Source organism: Dyadobacter sp. HNCC25DJ184 (genome assembly GCF_056895215.1).
The window spans coordinates 184,144-202,171 of sequence record NZ_JBXHAQ010000003.1 but is presented as its reverse complement, the minus strand read 5'-3'; the positions used below and the strand labels follow the sequence as shown (position 1 = coordinate 202,171).

The 18,028-nt window shown below is 42.2% G+C and carries 11 protein-coding genes; 8 read left to right on the top strand and 3 right to left on the bottom strand.

Translation table 11 applies throughout. The annotated features are described in order from the left end of the window. The first annotated feature begins 16 nt into the window (after positions 1-16). From AC1XUD_RS05915 to AC1XUD_RS05880, 8 genes are all read left to right on the top strand, one after another. Positions 17-538, top strand: coding sequence for a hypothetical protein (locus AC1XUD_RS05915; protein ID WP_483360044.1), 522 nt, complete (start codon positions 17-19; stop codon positions 536-538). Between the two features lie 96 nt (positions 539-634). Next, positions 635-3,946 (top strand): UvrD-helicase domain-containing protein, encoded by a 3,312-nt coding sequence (locus AC1XUD_RS05910; RefSeq protein WP_483360043.1) that lies wholly within the window; start codon positions 635-637, stop codon positions 3,944-3,946. Positions 3,947-4,261: 315 nt separating this feature from the next. Next, positions 4,262-7,696: a response regulator gene (locus AC1XUD_RS05905; protein ID WP_483360042.1), complete on the top strand. Its 3,435-nt coding sequence runs from the start codon at positions 4,262-4,264 to the stop codon at positions 7,694-7,696. A 3-nt stretch (positions 7,697-7,699) separates the two neighbouring features. Further along, complete coding sequence (locus AC1XUD_RS05900) at positions 7,700-8,521, top strand: CheR family methyltransferase (RefSeq protein ID WP_483360041.1); 822 nt, start codon at positions 7,700-7,702, stop codon at positions 8,519-8,521. Between the two features lie 94 nt (positions 8,522-8,615). Then, on the top strand, positions 8,616-10,529 hold the full coding sequence (locus AC1XUD_RS05895) for a response regulator (protein ID WP_483360040.1): 1,914 nt from the start codon (positions 8,616-8,618) through the stop codon (positions 10,527-10,529). 95 nt (positions 10,530-10,624) lie between these two features. Continuing rightward, positions 10,625-11,389, top strand: coding sequence for a hypothetical protein (locus AC1XUD_RS05890; protein ID WP_483360039.1), 765 nt, complete (start codon positions 10,625-10,627; stop codon positions 11,387-11,389). Between the two features lie 489 nt (positions 11,390-11,878). Beyond that, complete coding sequence (locus AC1XUD_RS05885) at positions 11,879-13,729, top strand: chloride channel protein (protein WP_483360038.1); 1,851 nt, start codon at positions 11,879-11,881, stop codon at positions 13,727-13,729. A 587-nt stretch (positions 13,730-14,316) separates the two neighbouring features. Beyond that, positions 14,317-14,751, top strand: coding sequence for a MarR family winged helix-turn-helix transcriptional regulator (locus tag AC1XUD_RS05880; RefSeq protein ID WP_483360037.1), 435 nt, complete (start codon positions 14,317-14,319; stop codon positions 14,749-14,751). A 596-nt stretch (positions 14,752-15,347) separates the two neighbouring features. On the opposite strand, the gene AC1XUD_RS05875 is transcribed toward AC1XUD_RS05880, so the two are convergent. The 3 genes from AC1XUD_RS05875 to AC1XUD_RS05865 form a co-directional block, all read right to left on the bottom strand. Then, positions 15,348-15,803: an SRPBCC family protein gene (locus tag AC1XUD_RS05875; protein WP_483360036.1), complete on the bottom strand. Its 456-nt coding sequence runs from the start codon at positions 15,801-15,803 to the stop codon at positions 15,348-15,350. Positions 15,804-16,148: 345 nt separating this feature from the next. Continuing rightward, positions 16,149-16,358: a zinc ribbon domain-containing protein YjdM gene (locus AC1XUD_RS05870; protein ID WP_483360035.1), complete on the bottom strand. Its 210-nt coding sequence runs from the start codon at positions 16,356-16,358 to the stop codon at positions 16,149-16,151. Positions 16,359-16,469: 111 nt separating this feature from the next. Then, on the bottom strand, positions 16,470-17,885 hold the full coding sequence (locus tag AC1XUD_RS05865; RefSeq protein WP_483360034.1) for an alpha-L-fucosidase: 1,416 nt from the start codon (positions 17,883-17,885) through the stop codon (positions 16,470-16,472). Between the last annotated feature and the right edge of the window lie 143 nt (positions 17,886-18,028).

Genomic DNA, 18,028 nt, shown 5'->3' with positions numbered 1-18,028 from the left:
CACCAAGTAATTCACTATGAAGAAGTTAATTTTCACATTTTTATCTATTTTGGTTTTTAGCGTTGCGCATGCTCAATACGATAACTGGGCTGTAGGCTTTAAATTGGGTGAACCGACCGGCATCAATGTCAGAAAATATTTTAATAATATCCACGCCATCGATATTTCGGTGGGTACATTCGGCGGTGTTTTCGGGAAAGACAGAGAATATAGAGGAAGTAATGGTCGGTACAAAAATACTGGTTTAGCAATACAGGCTCATTATTTGTGGCATACTCCATTTTTCAATTCGGAATCTGTTCATGTATATTACGGACTAGGTGGCCAGTTAAACAGCCGAAGAACTTATCCTGACCGATTGACTGGGGACTACGAAAAAAGCATCAGTTTAGGCGGGTCCGCATTGGGTGGTTTTGAATATTACATCCCTAATAATAGAATATCGGTTTTTATAGAGGGTGGAACTTACATGGAACTTGTTCCCCGTCCGTTCTTTTTTAGTCCAAATTTATCTGGAGGGATCAGGTTTAACCTATAGTTGAAAGATATTTCGAAGTAGCTAAAACCAGGCCTGAGCCTGGTTTTTTGTGTATATTGGCAATTCGTTTTTCGCTCAAATCCAAAATTTCATCCCGTGTTCAAAGTTTACAGTTCTTCGGCAGGTTCAGGCAAAACATATACGCTTACCAAGGAGTATCTGAAGCTCGCGCTGCATTCCAATGAGGATCTGTACTTTAAGAATATTTTGGCCGTCACGTTTACCAACGCGGCTGCCAATGAGATGAAGGAGCGGATATTGCTGATGCTTCGACAGTTTTCTGCATATACCCCAGGCACAACTCAAGTGCCCTCGATGTTAAAAGATGTCGCGATCGAACTATATCCTGAGGCAATCGGAAGTCCCGCTATATTTTCTGATATCGTTTTGCTGCTGTCGGCAAGGGCGAAGGAAGTTTTTACTCAGATATTACATCGCTACTCCGACTTCTCGGTGATGACGATTGACAAGTTTACGCAACGCCTGGTCAGCAGTTTTACAGATGAACTCGGGCTGCCATTCGTTTTTGAAACGCAACTGGACCGCGAACTTTTGGATGATGCGGTCGACCGGCTTTTGGCCAGAATCGGGCAGGAGGGAGAAGAAGTTTTAACAGAAATAGTTGAAAATTACTATAGGGAAAAAACCGAAGCTGGCGGAAGCTGGGGCTCATTACCAAATATTATCCGCGGAAGCGCGGGGACACTGATCAATGAAGAAGGGTATCTGAAAATGCAGCGGATATCCAGTTTTCAGATGCAGGACTGGAATGTGATTAGAAAACAAATTCGGGCATTTATCCGTAAAACGGAAGATCAGTTGACGCAATATGCGGCCCAGGGCTTTCAGCTTATATTGAACGAAGGCCTCGAGGTTGGCGATTTCTACTATTCAGCAAGCGGTGTTTTTGGATATTTGAATGCACGAAAGGATGGAAAGAAGCTTTGGGAATCCCCAAACTCTTACGTAAGGAAAGCGATCAATGAGGATGTCTGGTATACCGCCAAAACTCCCACACTCGTCAAACAGCAAATAGATAATATCAAGCAGGACCTGGCGGATATATTAGCGAATATTGAAATCATTCGGGAGAACCAAATACGGAAAGTGACACTATATCAGGAGCTTGATAAGCATTTATACAACCTGTCACTGTTGGGAGAAATTCGGAAAGAGTTTGATGCTTTATTGAAGCAAAACAACCAAGTTCATATCTCAGATTTTAATCGCCGTATACTTGAAATCGTTTCACAGGAACCGATTCCATTTATATTTGAACGACTTGGGGACAAATATAACCACATCTTGCTCGATGAATTTCAGGATACTTCCAAACTACAATTTGCCAACCTGCTTCCTTTAATAGAGAACGCCTTAGGTGAAGGCCATTTCAATCTCGTGGTGGGTGATGCGAAGCAGTCGATATATCGATTCCGTGGAGGGGATATGGATTTGATTCTTCATCTTTCCAACGATCAGGTATTAGAATTATCCCAGAAACTGGGCGACGGCAACTATGTTTCTGAAAGGCTCATGGCTGTTCATCAGAACCTCGTACTGGATCATTTGAGAACCAATAGGCGGAGTTTTTACGAAATTACCAGCTTTAATAACGGCTTTTTTTCGTTCGTTGCCGAAACGCTGTCAGATCAATATCCCGTTGTTGGGCAGGTATTTAATGAATATTTTCAACAGGAAATTCCAGAGGATGTGAAAAAGGGCGGCCATGTGCAGATGGAGTTTTTGGGTGGCGACGCGGAAACGGTGGACAATCAAAATCCATATGCTGCAGACCCTATACTTATCCGGACCGTTACGATTGTGGAGGAGCTACTGGAGCAGGGTTATCAGTGGAAGGATATTGCCATACTTTGTCGCAGGAAAAGGGACGCTGCAGCCATAGCAGCTTCATTTAGGGCACTTGGGTATCCGCTAATTTCTGATGATGCGCTTACCCTCACATATTCGCGTGTAGTGCATTTTGTAGTCTCTTTTATGAAGGTATTACATAACCCGGATCATAATCTGGCGAGATACGAGGCCGCTTATTTGTTTCACCATGTTATTCGAAAACAAAATCCGAGCGCCGCAGAATATGAGGAAATCCGTCAGCTCGCGGCATCCTCGGGTATGGATTCTTTTCTTTCGTATTTTATCAAATGGCAGATCGAACTGGTTGCTTTCAAATTGAGGCAGGTCTCCGTTTTTGAGCTGGCGGAAATTCTGATCGACAAATTTGGGCTTTTCAAACTAGACACTGACAAAGAATATCTGTTCCGGTTTCTGGATTCAGTTCTGGATTATGGAAACAAAAAAAGCAATCATCTGGGCGACTTCCTTATTCATTGGGAAAACGTAAAACATAAATTATCCATCACTGTTCCAGCTGGTACGGATGCGTTAAGAATCACAACCATTCACAAATCCAAGGGCCTTGAATATCCCGTTGTTATACTGCCATATGCCGATTGGAGTGTGATGCCGAGAGCTAACGATCCGCTGTGGGTGGATCTGGATAACGCTGACTACGAGGATCTTATAATGGATGACGAGACTGGCATATCCAAAAAATTGCTGACTTCCATCGTGTCATATGTCAAAGCCCTGGAAGGTACGGTGGTCGATGAGCAATATTATGAGCACCGGATGCGGACGGTTGTTGAAAACCTGAATTTACTATATGTTGCGTTTACGAGGCCTGTTCAGGCTTTATATATTCTAGCAAAAAGGGACAAGAGCTGGAGTTCTGGGGCGTCGGTTAATCACTGGCTTCACAACTATTTGAACTTGGAGGGGAGAGAACCTCAATGGTCGGAGGAAGAGACAAAATATGTTTTATATCAAGGTGCTGGAGAGCCTATTCATAGCCATAACCGGCTGTCGGCCGAGCCATTTTTTGTCAACACGGTGCTTAGCAATGAAAGAAGTCAGTCGTTACGTTTGAGACGAATGGCGGATCGAATTTTTGATATTGAAACATTTGAACCGAAAAACGACAGGTTGCAGAAATTATGCTACTTATTGACTTCGCTACGCTCAGTATCTGATTTGCCCCATCTTGTTGCCCGTCTTGTCAATGAGGGAATTGTCAGCAGAAAAGACACAGACGATTTGCTTCCAACCGTAACCAGATTATTGTCAGACGCATCGGTCAGCCAACTTTATGAGGATACCAACCATGTGAGTATGAACCGCGAGGTGCTCGTGCCTGGAGGTGGGATGCTGCACGTAGACCGAATGGTGGATATGCCCGATGGTACCAACGTCCTTATGCGAATTGTCGCGGGTAAGAATCCCGACGAACCACGTCGGCATTTGAGAAAACTGATCAGAGCGTTCAGCCAGGTCGGAAAGAGCTCCAGAGGGGTTATCATTACGCTTGACAATGAAGTTGTCGAGTGGCTGTAAGTAGATTATTCGTAAAACCTTAATGGTGTTTGACCCACACTTTTTCTCAAAGAATTGTGGCTAGAGAGCTGTATTTTCTTGAGACCCTTCAGATACCAAAGTGGTATTGAGACGGAAATTTTCCAATTTAAATTATTTGTTTTCGGGGCTGTTATTTAAGTAGAAATTTCGCCGTGCGAAATAACTTTAACTAAGGCAATTAATTATATCGAACTTGTTTTGTAAATATTTGACAAACATATGCTAAAATTGTATGACATTTCTAAGGGGTAATTCCCTTGGTGAGAGATCACTTCTGTTTGCATATTAACGTTTATGAATCGACTTTCCTTTTTGAATAAGGCCTTTTTAGGTGTGGCTGCTGCTATCATTCTTGTTTTATTTGTTGGTATTTTTTCGTTCAAAAGCATACAAGTTCAGCAGGAAAGTGCACAATGGGTTGACCATACCCGGGAGGTTTTATCTACGACTTATGAAATAAAGAATATCTTATTAACCATGGAAACTAGTGTCAGGGGATTTGCCCTGACAGGCCAGGAGGTTTTTAAAAACAATTTTGAGAGCAGCAGTTTTCGCCTTAGAAGCCAGCTTGAACAATTAAAAAACCATTTTGGGGACAATTCGGTACAAAAAAATCGTAGTGATAGTCTGGATTTGTATGTATACCAAAAAATAACATTACTGAATCGTCAACTTGTTGAACTCAACGCAAGTCAAGGCGATATTTCAGCAATTCAGCCCTTTGTCATGCGGGGTAAACAAGTGACTGATCGTATCAATAAAATTTTTGCGGCGATAGAAAATACTGAGCAGACTTTACTATTGGTCCGCCGAAATATTGCCGAGGAGAGTTCCCGTAAAGCAGAAAGTTATATTATCATCGGAAACGGTCTCTTCCTGGTAGTAATTTTGCTTTTATCCTGGATCGTACGAAAAACTTATTTATCTCAGCTAAAATCCGAAAAAGCGACCAACGAGGTCAATGAAAGTCTTGAGCAGCTTGCTCAGGAAGATCACGAAAAGAACTGGATATTGAATGGTGCACTGGAAATTGGCGCTGCTATAAGGGGTGACCTTTCCATAAAAAGGCTTACTAAAAGGCTTTTAAGCAAATTGGCTGTGACCTCGGGTGCAGACCTGGCTGTGGTCTATATTGCCAATCGATCCGGTGAGGTGCTTGAACTGACGGATGTGTATGGTATTGATGGCTTTGACTCCGTTCCCCAAAAGATTGAGTTGGGGAAGGGATTGCTGGGACAGGTAGCGGCAGACAGTACTGTTGTTAAAAAGATGGACGTTGTTCCCGGATATTTCCGGCTCTCAAGTGGACTGGGCGAGGCACGCGCAGGAGCAGTCTATATCAAGAGCCTAACGTTTGACAATCAGGTAATTGCTGTGGTCGAGCTTGGGTTTTTACATGATCCGGGAAGACGGGTTGCGAAATTGATGGAGGCAATATCTGAAAGTGTTTCGGCAACTATTATGGCCTCAAAGGAACGCCAGCGAACTCAGGAACTATTGCGTCAGACGCAGTTACAGGCGGAGGAGCTACTGAGTCAGCAAGAGGAAATGAAAGTGATCAATGAGGAGTTGAGCAAGCAAACGTCCATGCTCCAAGTGTCTGATGAAGAACTTCGTGAACAGCAGGAAGAGCTCAAGCAGATCAACACGGAGCTGGAAGAAAAAGCATTTCTGCTCGAAGAACAGAATAGCACGATCGAAGAAGCAAGGGATCAGATGCAAATTAAGGCTGACGAACTGGAAAAAGCCGGTAAATTCAAAAGTGAGTTTCTGGCAAACATGAGCCATGAGCTCCGAACTCCCTTAAACAGTATTCTCATTCTTTCCCAAATACTTCGAGAGAACAAAGGAGCCCGTCTAAGCGCAGAAGAGGAACGATATGCGTCTGTAATCAATACTTCAGGAAACGACTTACTTACCCTGATCAACGATATTCTCGATCTGGCAAAAGTGGAGGCCGGGAAAGTCGAGCTTCACTATGAATACGTGCCAACTGACAGTCTTCTGCAGAATATGCGGGATTTGTTCCAGAAAATGTGCGATAACAAAGGCATCAAGTTGGTTCTTGAAAAATCCGTAGACACACCTGATTTGTTGTGGATTGATCCTGTACGCATTTTGCAAGTCGTAAGAAATCTCCTTTCCAACGCAGTTAAATTTACGTCAGCTCCCGGATCAGTGTCCCTCAGAATATCCAGAGATGGAGAATATCTGAATTTTGCCGTAACAGATACCGGAATCGGAATTCCCCTCGAAAAACAGCAGGCCATTTTTGAAGCTTTTCAACAAGCCGACGGATCGACGAGCAGAAAATATGGCGGCACCGGCCTGGGGCTTTCAATCAGTAAAGAGTTGGCATCGCTACTTAAAGGTCGTATTACGCTAAAAAGCGAGCAGGGCCGGGGCTCAGAGTTCTGTTTGATCATACCTTTGGAAACGAACGAGTCACGCCTTGTGACGGAGATACCAACTTATTTTTCCAATGGATCGCAGGAAGCAGCTAGGGAGTCGTCGAATGGAGAGGAAGTGCCTGGCCGACTTTTGATTATTGAGGACGATGAAATTTTTGCGAATGATATGGCTGATAAAGCCCGTAAGTTTGGCTTTGAAACCATGATCGCTCTCACAGGCAAAGAGGGCCTTGAAAAGGTAGAAAAATTCAAACCGACCGCGATTACGCTTGATGTTTTCCTGCCGGACATTTCAGGACAAGAAGTGTTGGATCGTCTCAAAAATGACCATGCAACCAAACATATTCCGGTACATATCGTTTCTTCGGGCAGCGATTCGCTGCGGGAAGACGCCGCCGACCGAACCGTTGGTATTATCCAAAAACCTGTTGATAAAATTCAGGCCGGTAAACTGTTCGAGCTGTTGAAAATTAAAGGCAGTGATCTTACCAAACAGCGCTTGTTATTAGTTGAGGACGACCATCTGCAAAGCAAATTCCTGGGTGACTATCTCGCTGAGAATAATATCGTTGTGCTATATGCATTTAACGCGGCGGAGGCACTCTCACTATTAAAAACAGAAAAAGTTGACGGTATAATCCTGGACGTTAATTTATCGGACCGAAGCGGGCTTGAACTTTTGGATGATATCAAACAGCATTCCGAATGGCATAAACTACCCGTGGTAATTAACACGGCCGAGGATTTGTCGCACGAAGACCTAGCAAAAATTATGCATTACGCGCATCCCATCGTGATGAAAACGCGTAAGTCTAACGAAAGACTATTGGATGAGGTCAAGCAGTTTTTAAGAAATGTCGCGCCCGAAAAATCGACTGCCGAGGCATCCGAGTCCGCTAAAATCATGACAGTGAGCCCGTTAGAAAGTATTACAAAAAATTATTCTGGTCAAAAAATATTGCTTGCAGACGACGACATGCGGAATATATTCGCGCTGAGCGCCGTCCTGCAAGAGGAGGGATATGATATTGAAATTGCCGGAAACGGGTTTGAAGTACTGGAAAAACTGAACACTATTGAAAATATTGGTCTTATTTTGATGGATGTGATGATGCCCGAAATGGATGGCATTGAGGCGACTAAGCGAATTCGTCAGGACAGTAAATGGGCCGAGTTGCCGATCATTGCTGTTACTGCGAAAGCAATGTCTTCTGACAGGCAACTCTGTATCGACGCGGGTGCGAGCGATTATATATCAAAACCGCTTGACATAGAAAAGTTAATGTCGTTGATCAAAGTTTGGAGTCATTCCGCTTAGCATATGATCACGGAAAATCGCGAGAGTTTTGACCTCGAAGAATTTATAGATCAACTTCGGAGCATATCAGGATTTGATTTCTCCGGATATGCCAGACCATCGCTGCAACGACGTGTATTTCGGTATCTTGACAAATTCGGTGTTGAAAAGGCAGACCTGCTGCACAGGCTTGGCGAAGGAAGCCAGGTCGTACGCGACTTCGTTCAGGAGCTTACGGTTCATTACTCAGAGATGTTTCGCGATCCTGACGTTTATGTTTCTTTTGGGCGTGAAGTATTGACCTACCTGGAATCATACCCTTTTCTAAGAGTTTGGAGTGCGGGTTGTGCCGGAGGCGAAGAAGCATACTCAATCGCGATCTTTTTGAAAGAAGCTGGATTGTACAATAAATCACGGATATATGCGACTGATTTGAGTGAGCGTATTGTCACCTGCGCCAAGGAAGGTAGCTTTGCGGTTGGTAAAATGCGGCAGTTCTCGGAAAATTATATCGAAGCAGGAGGGGTTTCGTCGCTATCTGACTATTACAGGGTTTCAAATGGGCGAGCGGTCATGATCCCTGAGCTGCGTCAAAATATGTCCTTCGCTAACCATGACTTGACGAGAGACGGTGTTTTTAATGAATTCAATCTCATTTTTTGCCGCAATGTCCTGATCTATTTTACGCCAAGCAAGCGAACGACCGTCCTGAAACTTTTGTACGATAGTTTAGCCGTTTTCGGTTTTCTGTGTCTCGGAAAAAGGGAGGGGTTGAAACATACGGGTCTTGAAGATAAATTTAAAATTATCGACAAAGGCCTGAACATATATCAGAAAATAATCTAATTGTAAGTGATTTGCTATCAGCGATTTGCGAACATATAGTGAATGCCAGCACTTCGGTTAGTGAACCAGAAATGATTCAAAATTTTACCCAAAAATGGAAAACATAAAAATATTACTGTTAGATGACCGTGAAGAGAATTTGATCGCTCTTAACGCAATTCTTGACCGTGATGACATTCAGGTATTGTTAACCACATCTCCCAACGAGGCTTTGCGGCTGGTTTGGGAAAATGAAATAAGTATTGCCATTGTAGACGTTCAAATGCCTGGAATGGATGGATTTGAGTTTGCGCAAATGCTCGCATCCAACCCAAAAACCAAGGAAATACTGATACTTTTTGTTACTGCAATTTCAAAGGAAACGACTTATGCGGTCAAGGGACTCAAAGCAGGAGCAATAGATTACTTGTACAAACCGCTTGATCCGTATATAACAAATGCCAAAATTGATTCTCTGATCAGGTTGTCCAGAAGCCAGCGGGAGATCCGTGAAAAAAATAAACTGCTCAAGAATTACGAAACGATTGTTACCAATTCGCCCGATATTATAGCCACCGTAGAGCCGGATACAGGGAAGATTTTGTCGATCAACCCCTCGGTTGAAGTTATATTAGGAAAAAAACCTTCCGATTTGTTGCATACCTCCATATTGAGCCTGCTTGTGGAGCCGATTGGCTCGCCGCTGCAGCAAGTGATGGTGAACAAAGAGTATACATACGGTGAAACGCGAGTGGTCGAGGACCGGTTTTCAGGACATTTGCATCAATCCGTGTGGCTGGAACTACGTATTATGTACAAAGACAAAGTGCTCTTTGTTAACCTGCACGATATTGAAAAAAGGAAGGCACGAGAAAGGGAGCTGATAAGAGCCCAAAATGAAGCTGAGAGATCTCAGCGATCAAAAGAGACGTTTTTGGCGAATATGAGCCACGAAATCCGGACGCCTCTTAACGGTATTATCGGAATATCTAATCTGCTTGAAAACAGTCAGTTGAACGAGACGCAAAGTTCATTGCTGAAACTGCTTACGAACTCCACTTCGTCGTTGATGAACATTGTGAATGATATTCTGGACATTTCAAAAATAGACCAGGGTAAGTTTTCCATCGTACCGTTTCCGACCAATCTTCACATCACTGCTAATGATGTTTGCAATCTGATGCAGTTCCGGGCGGAAGAAAAAGGGCTGAAAATGAGTTGCTATGTAGAGCAATCCGTTCCGGAAGGCCTTTTGATTGATGAGATGCGGTTAAAGCAAATTCTGTTAAATCTTCTGGGTAATGCCCTGAAATTCACCAATAAAGGAGTTGTGAGCCTTAAAATGCGCTATGAAGGATTTCGGGGTGGAAAGCATACGGTTCGATTTGAAGTTGTAGACACAGGTATCGGTATTTCAGAAGAAAGCCTTGCTAATATATTTGCTGAATACGGGCAAGCTACAAATGAGACGGCATCGAAATACGGAGGGACAGGGCTGGGCCTCACCATCTCTCAGAAGCTTGTAAGCCTCATGGGCGGCGAGCTTCGGGTCGAAAGTGAGGAAGGAAAAGGAAGCAAGTTTTACTTTGTGCTCGAACTGTCTGAAGCCAACCTCGGCGTTTTGAAAAGTTCTGCGCCAACACCATACAACCAATTGCCGCCTTTTCCGGGCAAAAAGATTTTGATTGCGGAAGATAACCGTATCAATGGACTATTGTTGGAAAAATACCTCGGAGCATGGGATATCAGCACCAAGTGGGTGCTCAATGGGAGGGAAGCGGTTGAGGCTATGTCTGAAAGTACTTATGATATGATCGTGATGGACACTAAAATGCCAGAAATGGATGGGTTTCAGGCCGCACGTTATGCTCGTCAAAACCTCCATATAGACACCCCAATTCTTTCGCTCTCTGCAACCATTTTACCTGAGGAAGTGGAGGAAGCGATCCAGTCGGGAATGAACGACGCATTGTCGAAACCATTTGACCCGGTGCAGCTGCATAACAAAATCTCACTTTTGATGAAGTAGCGTTTATGCTGCAACGATTTTTGGCGTTCCTTAGTAATGAATTATAGATGAAGTTCGTTATTCATCCATAGTTATCAGTGATTTAACATTAAGAAATGAAAAACCTCAATAAGATATGGTTCCTTGGCCTCCTGGCTTCGGCAGCTGCCTGCAGTTCCTCCAAAACGATACCCTACGATGCAAAATGGAATGCTCCCTTTTCCTTTGTAGATGAAGTTAAAATTGATCATCAGGATCAGCAATCGCGCCTTGGATACGGGATAATTAACGATGATAACTTTCTTTACATCACTCTAAAGACGAAAGATCCGAACACAATTCAGAAAATACTGGGTAGTGGGCTTCGTATTTCGTTTACGCCGGAAAATCAAAAGAAGGAAGGATATTACGTTCAGTTCCCTGTGGTGATGAAGGAAGATAGAAAGGCATTGAAGAGAATTGATACGGATCTCCCTAATAGTCTGGGACTTACAATGCTGCTCGATTCTTATAACAAAGAGGGCGTTTGGAAAGACCAGGACGGACCGCACTATCTGAACCTGGTAGAAGATAAAAATTTTCGCATGAAGATATCGATGGATGAAAATAATGAGCTTTCACAACAGATCATTGTCCCATTCAGCTTCATGAAAATCAACCCTGATACTTCTCCAATGTTGGGGATCAATATCAGTGTTGAAGGGCAATCCTCCGGTGGTGGTATTTCGCCTCGTATCGGAATTGGTCTTGGAGGTGGCATCGGAATGGGCGGTGGAGTTGGTGTTGGAATAGGTACAGGAAGTGGTTATAACAATGGCTATGGGAATGATCGACCTGTTGATATACGTTTAGACGTGCAGCTGGCGAAAAACACGCTGTAGCATTAAATTCTTCAGATAGAGGGCTTTTCGGAATCGGAAAGCCCCTTTTTTCTGCCTGATAATCTCAGAGAATGCAGGGCTGGAAAAAGGGGCTTAGCAAATCTCTACCGGTACGTTAGAGATATTGAAGTGGAACGAGGAGCATTCTACGCAAAATGGTGTGTCAAAGTGTAAACCAGGTGCCAAGTTCTGTAAAACACTCAATTGTATTTTGCCAGTCTATTGCTATAACCTACGTTTTGTATTCCTGTTTGGATGCGTAACTCAAAAGATTCTTTCAAGATTTTTTTCATTTAAATTTTACGGCCGTTTTAAACTTCCCACTTTCACCTTGACGGAAGACATTAGCCCTATAATCCGCGATTTTAAGTATCTGGTCGACGATATGGAATAATGTTGAATAAAATTGGTACTTCGAAAATGCATGCCGACTTTTACTAAAAATAGGTAAGCTCCATCAACATTCCTGAGAATTTAAATAACACTGTTGTGAAAACAAGAAGTATCAAGAAATTCTACAACTTCCTCAAATTCAGACGGAGTTTCACACGCTACAGTCTTAGGCGTGTCAGAAGCTACGAAGTAGTTCTCTTCTGGCTAAAAAGCATACTTAGCAGAAATCAATTTTTGATTTTGTCCGGCATTTTAGTAGGAAGCACATGTGGTTTAGCAGGTGTTATACTCAAGTCGTTAGTACATTACATTCATTATATCATAACCCACAAAGTTCATTTTGAAGAGCAGGTGTTTTTTTATGCTGTGTTTCCATTTCTGGGGATAGTGATCACGACTTTGGTGGTTCAATTCTTCTTTAAGGGTAAAGACAAGAAGGGAATTCCGGTCATTTTGAGTGAGATAGCAAAAAATTCCAGTATCGTAAGTCCTGTCAAAATGTACTCTCAGATCATTCAGAGCGCTATCACGGTCGGTTTGGGTGGCTCTGCCGGATTGGAAAGCCCCATCGCGGTTACGGGCGCGGCACTGGGTTCCAATTATGCACAGACTTATAAATTGCAATATCGGGAGCGAACTTTACTTCTCGCCGCAGGTGCCACTGCTGGTATTGCCTCTGCGTTCAACGCACCTATTGCAGGAGTGATGTTCGCGATGGAAATACTACTAACGGGAGTAGTTTTCTCTGATTTCATTCCGTTGGTCGTAGCCGCTGTATGTGGAAGTTTGGTATCCAGGATCTTATTGGATGAAGAGGTTCTTTTTCAATTTCGGATGCGCAATCCTTTCGACTATCATAACATCCCATTTTATCTCATTTTGGGCGTTGCGTGCGGCCTTTATTCCAGATATTTTCTGGTGATCAGCAAAAACGTCGAGCATTTCTTTCGTGGGCTAAAGTATACAAAATTGGAAAAGGCAATGTTGGGCGGCGCTGTACTGTCCATGCTCTGCGTCCTCTATCCACCGTTGTTTGGCGAAGGATATGATATGGTAAAGGTACTGGCAGGAGGTGATGTCAGAAGTCTTGTTGAAAATAGCTTCTTTGATCTTATCAGTTACAGTGAATGGGTAGTAGTCATTTTCGTGGCAGTAGTTTGTTTGTTAAAAGCCTTTGCAACTTCCATCACCATATACAGTGGAGGAAATGGTGGAAATTTTGCGCCGTCTCTTTTTTCCGGGGCTGCCATCGGCTTTCTGGTCGCGGGGATAAGTACGCTGATAGGAATAGATAACGTTCCCGCAATCAATCTAGTCATCGTTGGCATGGCCGGGGTAATGAGCGGAGTAATGTACGCTCCTCTTACCGCAATATTCCTGATCGCGGAGTCCAGTTCCGGCTATGACCTTTTTATTCCGTTAATGATTGTCAGCGTGACTTCCTTTCTAATGGCAAAATGGTTTTCTCCGATTTCTCCGGATCTCGAACCGCTTGCAAAAGAGGGAATGATTTTCACAAATCAACATGATCAGAATTTGCTCGCTCGCCTTCACACATTGGACCTGATAGATAAGAATTACCAAACAATTCATGTCAACGCTTCCTTTGAAATGCTTACCGGACTTGTACGAACCGGAAAAAAGAACACAATAGCAGTTTTGAACGATGACAGCCAACTCGTTGGAATTATTACCATGGACGATTTACGTCCCATTTTGTTCCATAAAGAAGATTTTAACTTACTGAGTATCAGAGGAATGATGCACCCACCGTTGGGTGTAATCGAGGAGAATGATAGCGTCGTGGTTGTCGCAGATAAATTTGATAAGACAGGAGCATGGAATTTGCCAATTGTCACGGCCAATGGAGGCGTGTTTGTTGGCTTTATTTCCAAGTCAGCAGTGCTCAATAGCTACCGTCAGCTGTTGCAGGAGTATTCGGACTAGTTCGATTTACAAATATAAATTTATGATATTCGAGAATGATTACTATAATATATTAAATTGAACAATAATCTCTCTGTATAATTTACAATAATATATTATAGTAAATGGCAATTTGCGAGTTGGTTCTTAATTTTTTCTGAGCCAATATCCGCCATCGTATGCGGGAGTAATAGCGTGAGGGGAGATATCATTTACATTTGTTCGCTGACTGATTCTCCATACTTCTCAATACCTTCTTCATAGCCTTTCCCCTTTCAAGGCCATGCGCAAAATAACAGCCTTTTGGTACAAGGTTTCCCCTCGGCGATTGGATTTAGTTGCCTATCCTGTAATTAAGTAAATCCGCCCATCTTAGTAAAGTTTGAATGAAGTTTTACATTTAGCCTCTCGAAGAGAAGCAGGTAACAACGATCTGCCGGCTTCAATATAGAGAGATCAATATATCTTCCAAATGATTTAATAGATCTCAAAGTAGAAAATCTCTTGAATACAAAAAAAGCCTTTGCGGACTCAAAACGATACATTATATTTGCTATATACTTGATATGTCAAGTATATAGCAAATACTTATCAATTAAATATGTTATATGGAGGCTCTTTCGGATCACTTAAAGTTTGTGATGAATCTTACAGTTGTCAATTCGTTATGGACCAAAAAACTAGACACAGCGCTCATCGATCTCGGGCTGAATCTCAACGAATTTATGGTTCTCTATCAACTAAGTATTTCGCCGGACGAGAAGATGCGTAGGGTAGATCTGGCTGAAAAATTGGGCCTCACTGCATCCGGAATTACAAGAGTATTGTCTCCCATAGAGAAGCTCGGAATGGTGAGAAGAGAAGCTAACGCACGCGATGCTCGGGTAAGTTATGTGAAGCTGACAAATGTTGGAAAACGAAATTTAAATGACGCAGTTCAGGGGGCGGAGAAACTACTATTGAAAGAATTTAGTAATGTGAATTTGATTCAGTTTAGTAAAATAAATCTAATTCTTGGGGAGATGGGAGGGACGTTTGAATAATCAAAGAAAGTTTTTAGGGATTTTTCTGTGCGCTAATCTAGTTAATCCGTGTTTTCTTTATTCAGAGTTAGAATAACTCGGGTAACGAAATGAGATCAAATTGTTCATTCGTGGAGGTGTTCAGAGATTGTTTGAGGTTAATGATTTGCAATACCTTGATTGATGATATCAAGAAAGGTGAGCAATTGAATAGTGATGCGATATTGTTTTGGCAAAATTTTGCCCTAACTATTGCTTTGTGATGAGTCCTCTAGAACAGAAGGACAAGAGATTTTTCATTGGTATATGTGTTTTAAACGAGTTGGTAATTGTGGTTGCAAAGGGGTAAGTCGGGATGATCCATCAAACAAGAAATAGTTGGTGCGTACCAATCGTAGAATTCAAAGAGCGGTATCTTCATTTCCATTTGAAGATACCGCTTTAATAAGCCAAGACGCTAAACTCTCGGCGCTCCCCGACAAACGATTTATTATTCGTGATCTTGAACTATCGGCATGGTCTTAGTTGAAAAAACTTTCATTGCTTTCGTTTATCTACCTGTTTCCGTAACTAAATAGTATTTTATTAATATCGGATGGATCGACACTTTGAGGTTCTTAAACGATCTCTGCTAGCTCCTTTATCTGAACGAGAATTGGATTCCAGCCTTCTCCACCATTGAAAGCTTCCTGATATCTCCGCTCTCCATCCGCAACCTTGCTGTAATCTCCTTGCGTCACCGTCAAGATCGTTTTCCCGTCGGCGTCTTGAAGCTGATATATGACGTGTAAATAGTTTTCGCTGATATCGTCAATGTCTGAGTTTGGATCAATCGTCGAATAATGCAGCAATTCGTATGGGATGAGTTGTATGATGTTTCCCTTTACGAAAACAGTTTCCTTACCTTCGTAGAGCGCCTTCCATTCCAGGGAACTTCCAACGACCCAATCGGAAACGGTTTCGCATCCAAACATATACTTCTTAGTCTGCTCCGAATTTGTTAAAAGATCCCATACCACTGCGCGACTCGCCTGGATCTCAATTATATTTTGCACATTTAATGCTTCTGACATAGATTTTATTTTATAATCTGCTGAATATCAGTTAAATATTTTGATACTTATAGTAATATGTAATGGGTAAGAAGTATAATTTGTTAAGCACGTTTAATATATCATATACGTCTTAACCAGTTAGTTATTTTGAAAAGTTATATACTTTATATATTAATAAAATATATAAAAAGTTTAAAAAGGTTTTTACTATTTATATGTATCACTTCTCTCAATATTATTTACCTATTTTAAAGTTATTTATGAGTTAATATTTATAATATTATTGAAATAACTATATTATTTAAAAGTAAAGTATTTATTATTAGTATAAAAAGTTTTTATAAATACTTACTTTTAGAATGGTTATGCCTTTTTCAGAAACTCGGTTCTTAAAACTATACTCATTCCATCAACACGGCAGTCAACTTCGCCGTCATCCTCTGTCAATTTAATATTTTTAACAACTTTTCCCCGCTTCAGAGTTACGGACGAACCTTTGACCTTTAAGTCTTTTACAAGTGTAACGGAGTCACCATTTTGAAGAATTGTTCCGTTTGAGTCTTTAACTTCCATTTGTTTACTGGTTTAATGTTACTATTAGAAATTGAATTAAATTAAGATTGTTGGACTGACGATCCGGGTATATTGGGGCGTTTCTTTGACTTCATTTCAATAACACCTACCTCATTTTCCAATCGCCTTTTGATCATATATTCCCAATTCGGCAATGCTTGGCGCGGAGCTGAATTCGTCGATTGAAACACGAACTTTTTCCGCGGTGAAGCCCGGGCCGTAACTATGCACTTTGATTCGTTCGGTGCTGGTTCCTTCATAGATTTTCGTCCAGGTGCCCTTTGAAAAGGATTCGATTTTATACTTGGTGAACCCTGTTTTCCCCTCGGTAATGCTGATGGTATTGAAATGTGTTGGCTTTTCGAATACAACCTCATACCATGGTATTCTAACGTCCTTATTCGAAATCCAGGATGTTTTAAAATTGTCATCGTTTCCGAAGTCCATGATCCACATGTCCTCGCTCCAGCTTGAATTTGTTTTTTGGTGCTTGGCCAGGTTGTGAGCCGTAATCGGCTGTTCGAAACTAGGTAACTTCACAGATTTTTGATCATTATTCCAAAGCTGGCCGATTTCCTTTAACGCCTCCAGTGCATTATCATCAATAAGTCCGTCACGATTGGGCGCGATATTCAGTATAAAATTACAATATGCCTTGTTAAAAGGAATTATATCATCATTCAAGAGCACGGCGGCGGACTTAACAGGCTGAGTGGGAAAATTTTTCTTCCAAAACCAGCTAGTGTTGATGGGAAGGCACGATAAGGCGGGTAACTTGTTGGTTTCCTTCGAGATATGCTGTCCTGCCCCTTGCTCGTAAGACTTGATATCCGTATAGAAAAGCTGTTCCGCCGGGTACTTGGCTGCATTAAGATCCATCACTAAGCAGTTAGGTTGCAGCGACTTGATATGGCGATATACCTCGTCAAAAGGTATGTCATCATAAGATATGCGCGACCAGGGAGCATCCCAGCCGTCGATGATGAGTGCGCTGATCTCTCCGTAATTGGTCAGAAGTTCGGTAAGTTGCTGCTTCACCATTTCAACGTGTTTGGGAGTAATATAGCCCGGACGTAACTTATGATGTGTATCCAAAATGGAATAGTAGAGCATCGTTTTCAACCCTTGTTTCCTAAATGCTTCTGTATATTCCTTCACAACATCGCGTTTGAGCGGGCTGTTCATGGCGTTGTAATCGGTCGTTTTCGTGTCCCAAATACAGAAACCGCTGTGATGCTTGGTTGTCAATGCTCCGTAAGTCATGTGGGCAGATTTGGCAGCAATAGCCCACTGATTGCAGTCGAGTTTCTTCGGATTGAAAATCGCGGGCGACGCGTCGGGATCAGGCCAGTCGGCTTCGGCAAAGGTTGGAATATTGAAATGGATAAACATGCCAAACTTTAGATCCACAAAGTCCTGTTGAAGGTGGGTAAGCGGTTTGCTTGTTTTTACTTCAGGTTGGCCGTTACAAACCGAAAAATTTAGCAGCGCAACCAATAAAAGGCATCGCGAGTTGTTTAGGAGCATGCGGAAAGAATTTTTAATAAGGCTCCAAATATAAACAAAATGGAAGGGGACTTTCTACACATTGAAGAATCATGGTCTGAGTCCGCGGCAGTAGTTAAGGGTTTGATTATACTTAGTTGGCTGCGCTGGGGATTTTGGGAAAT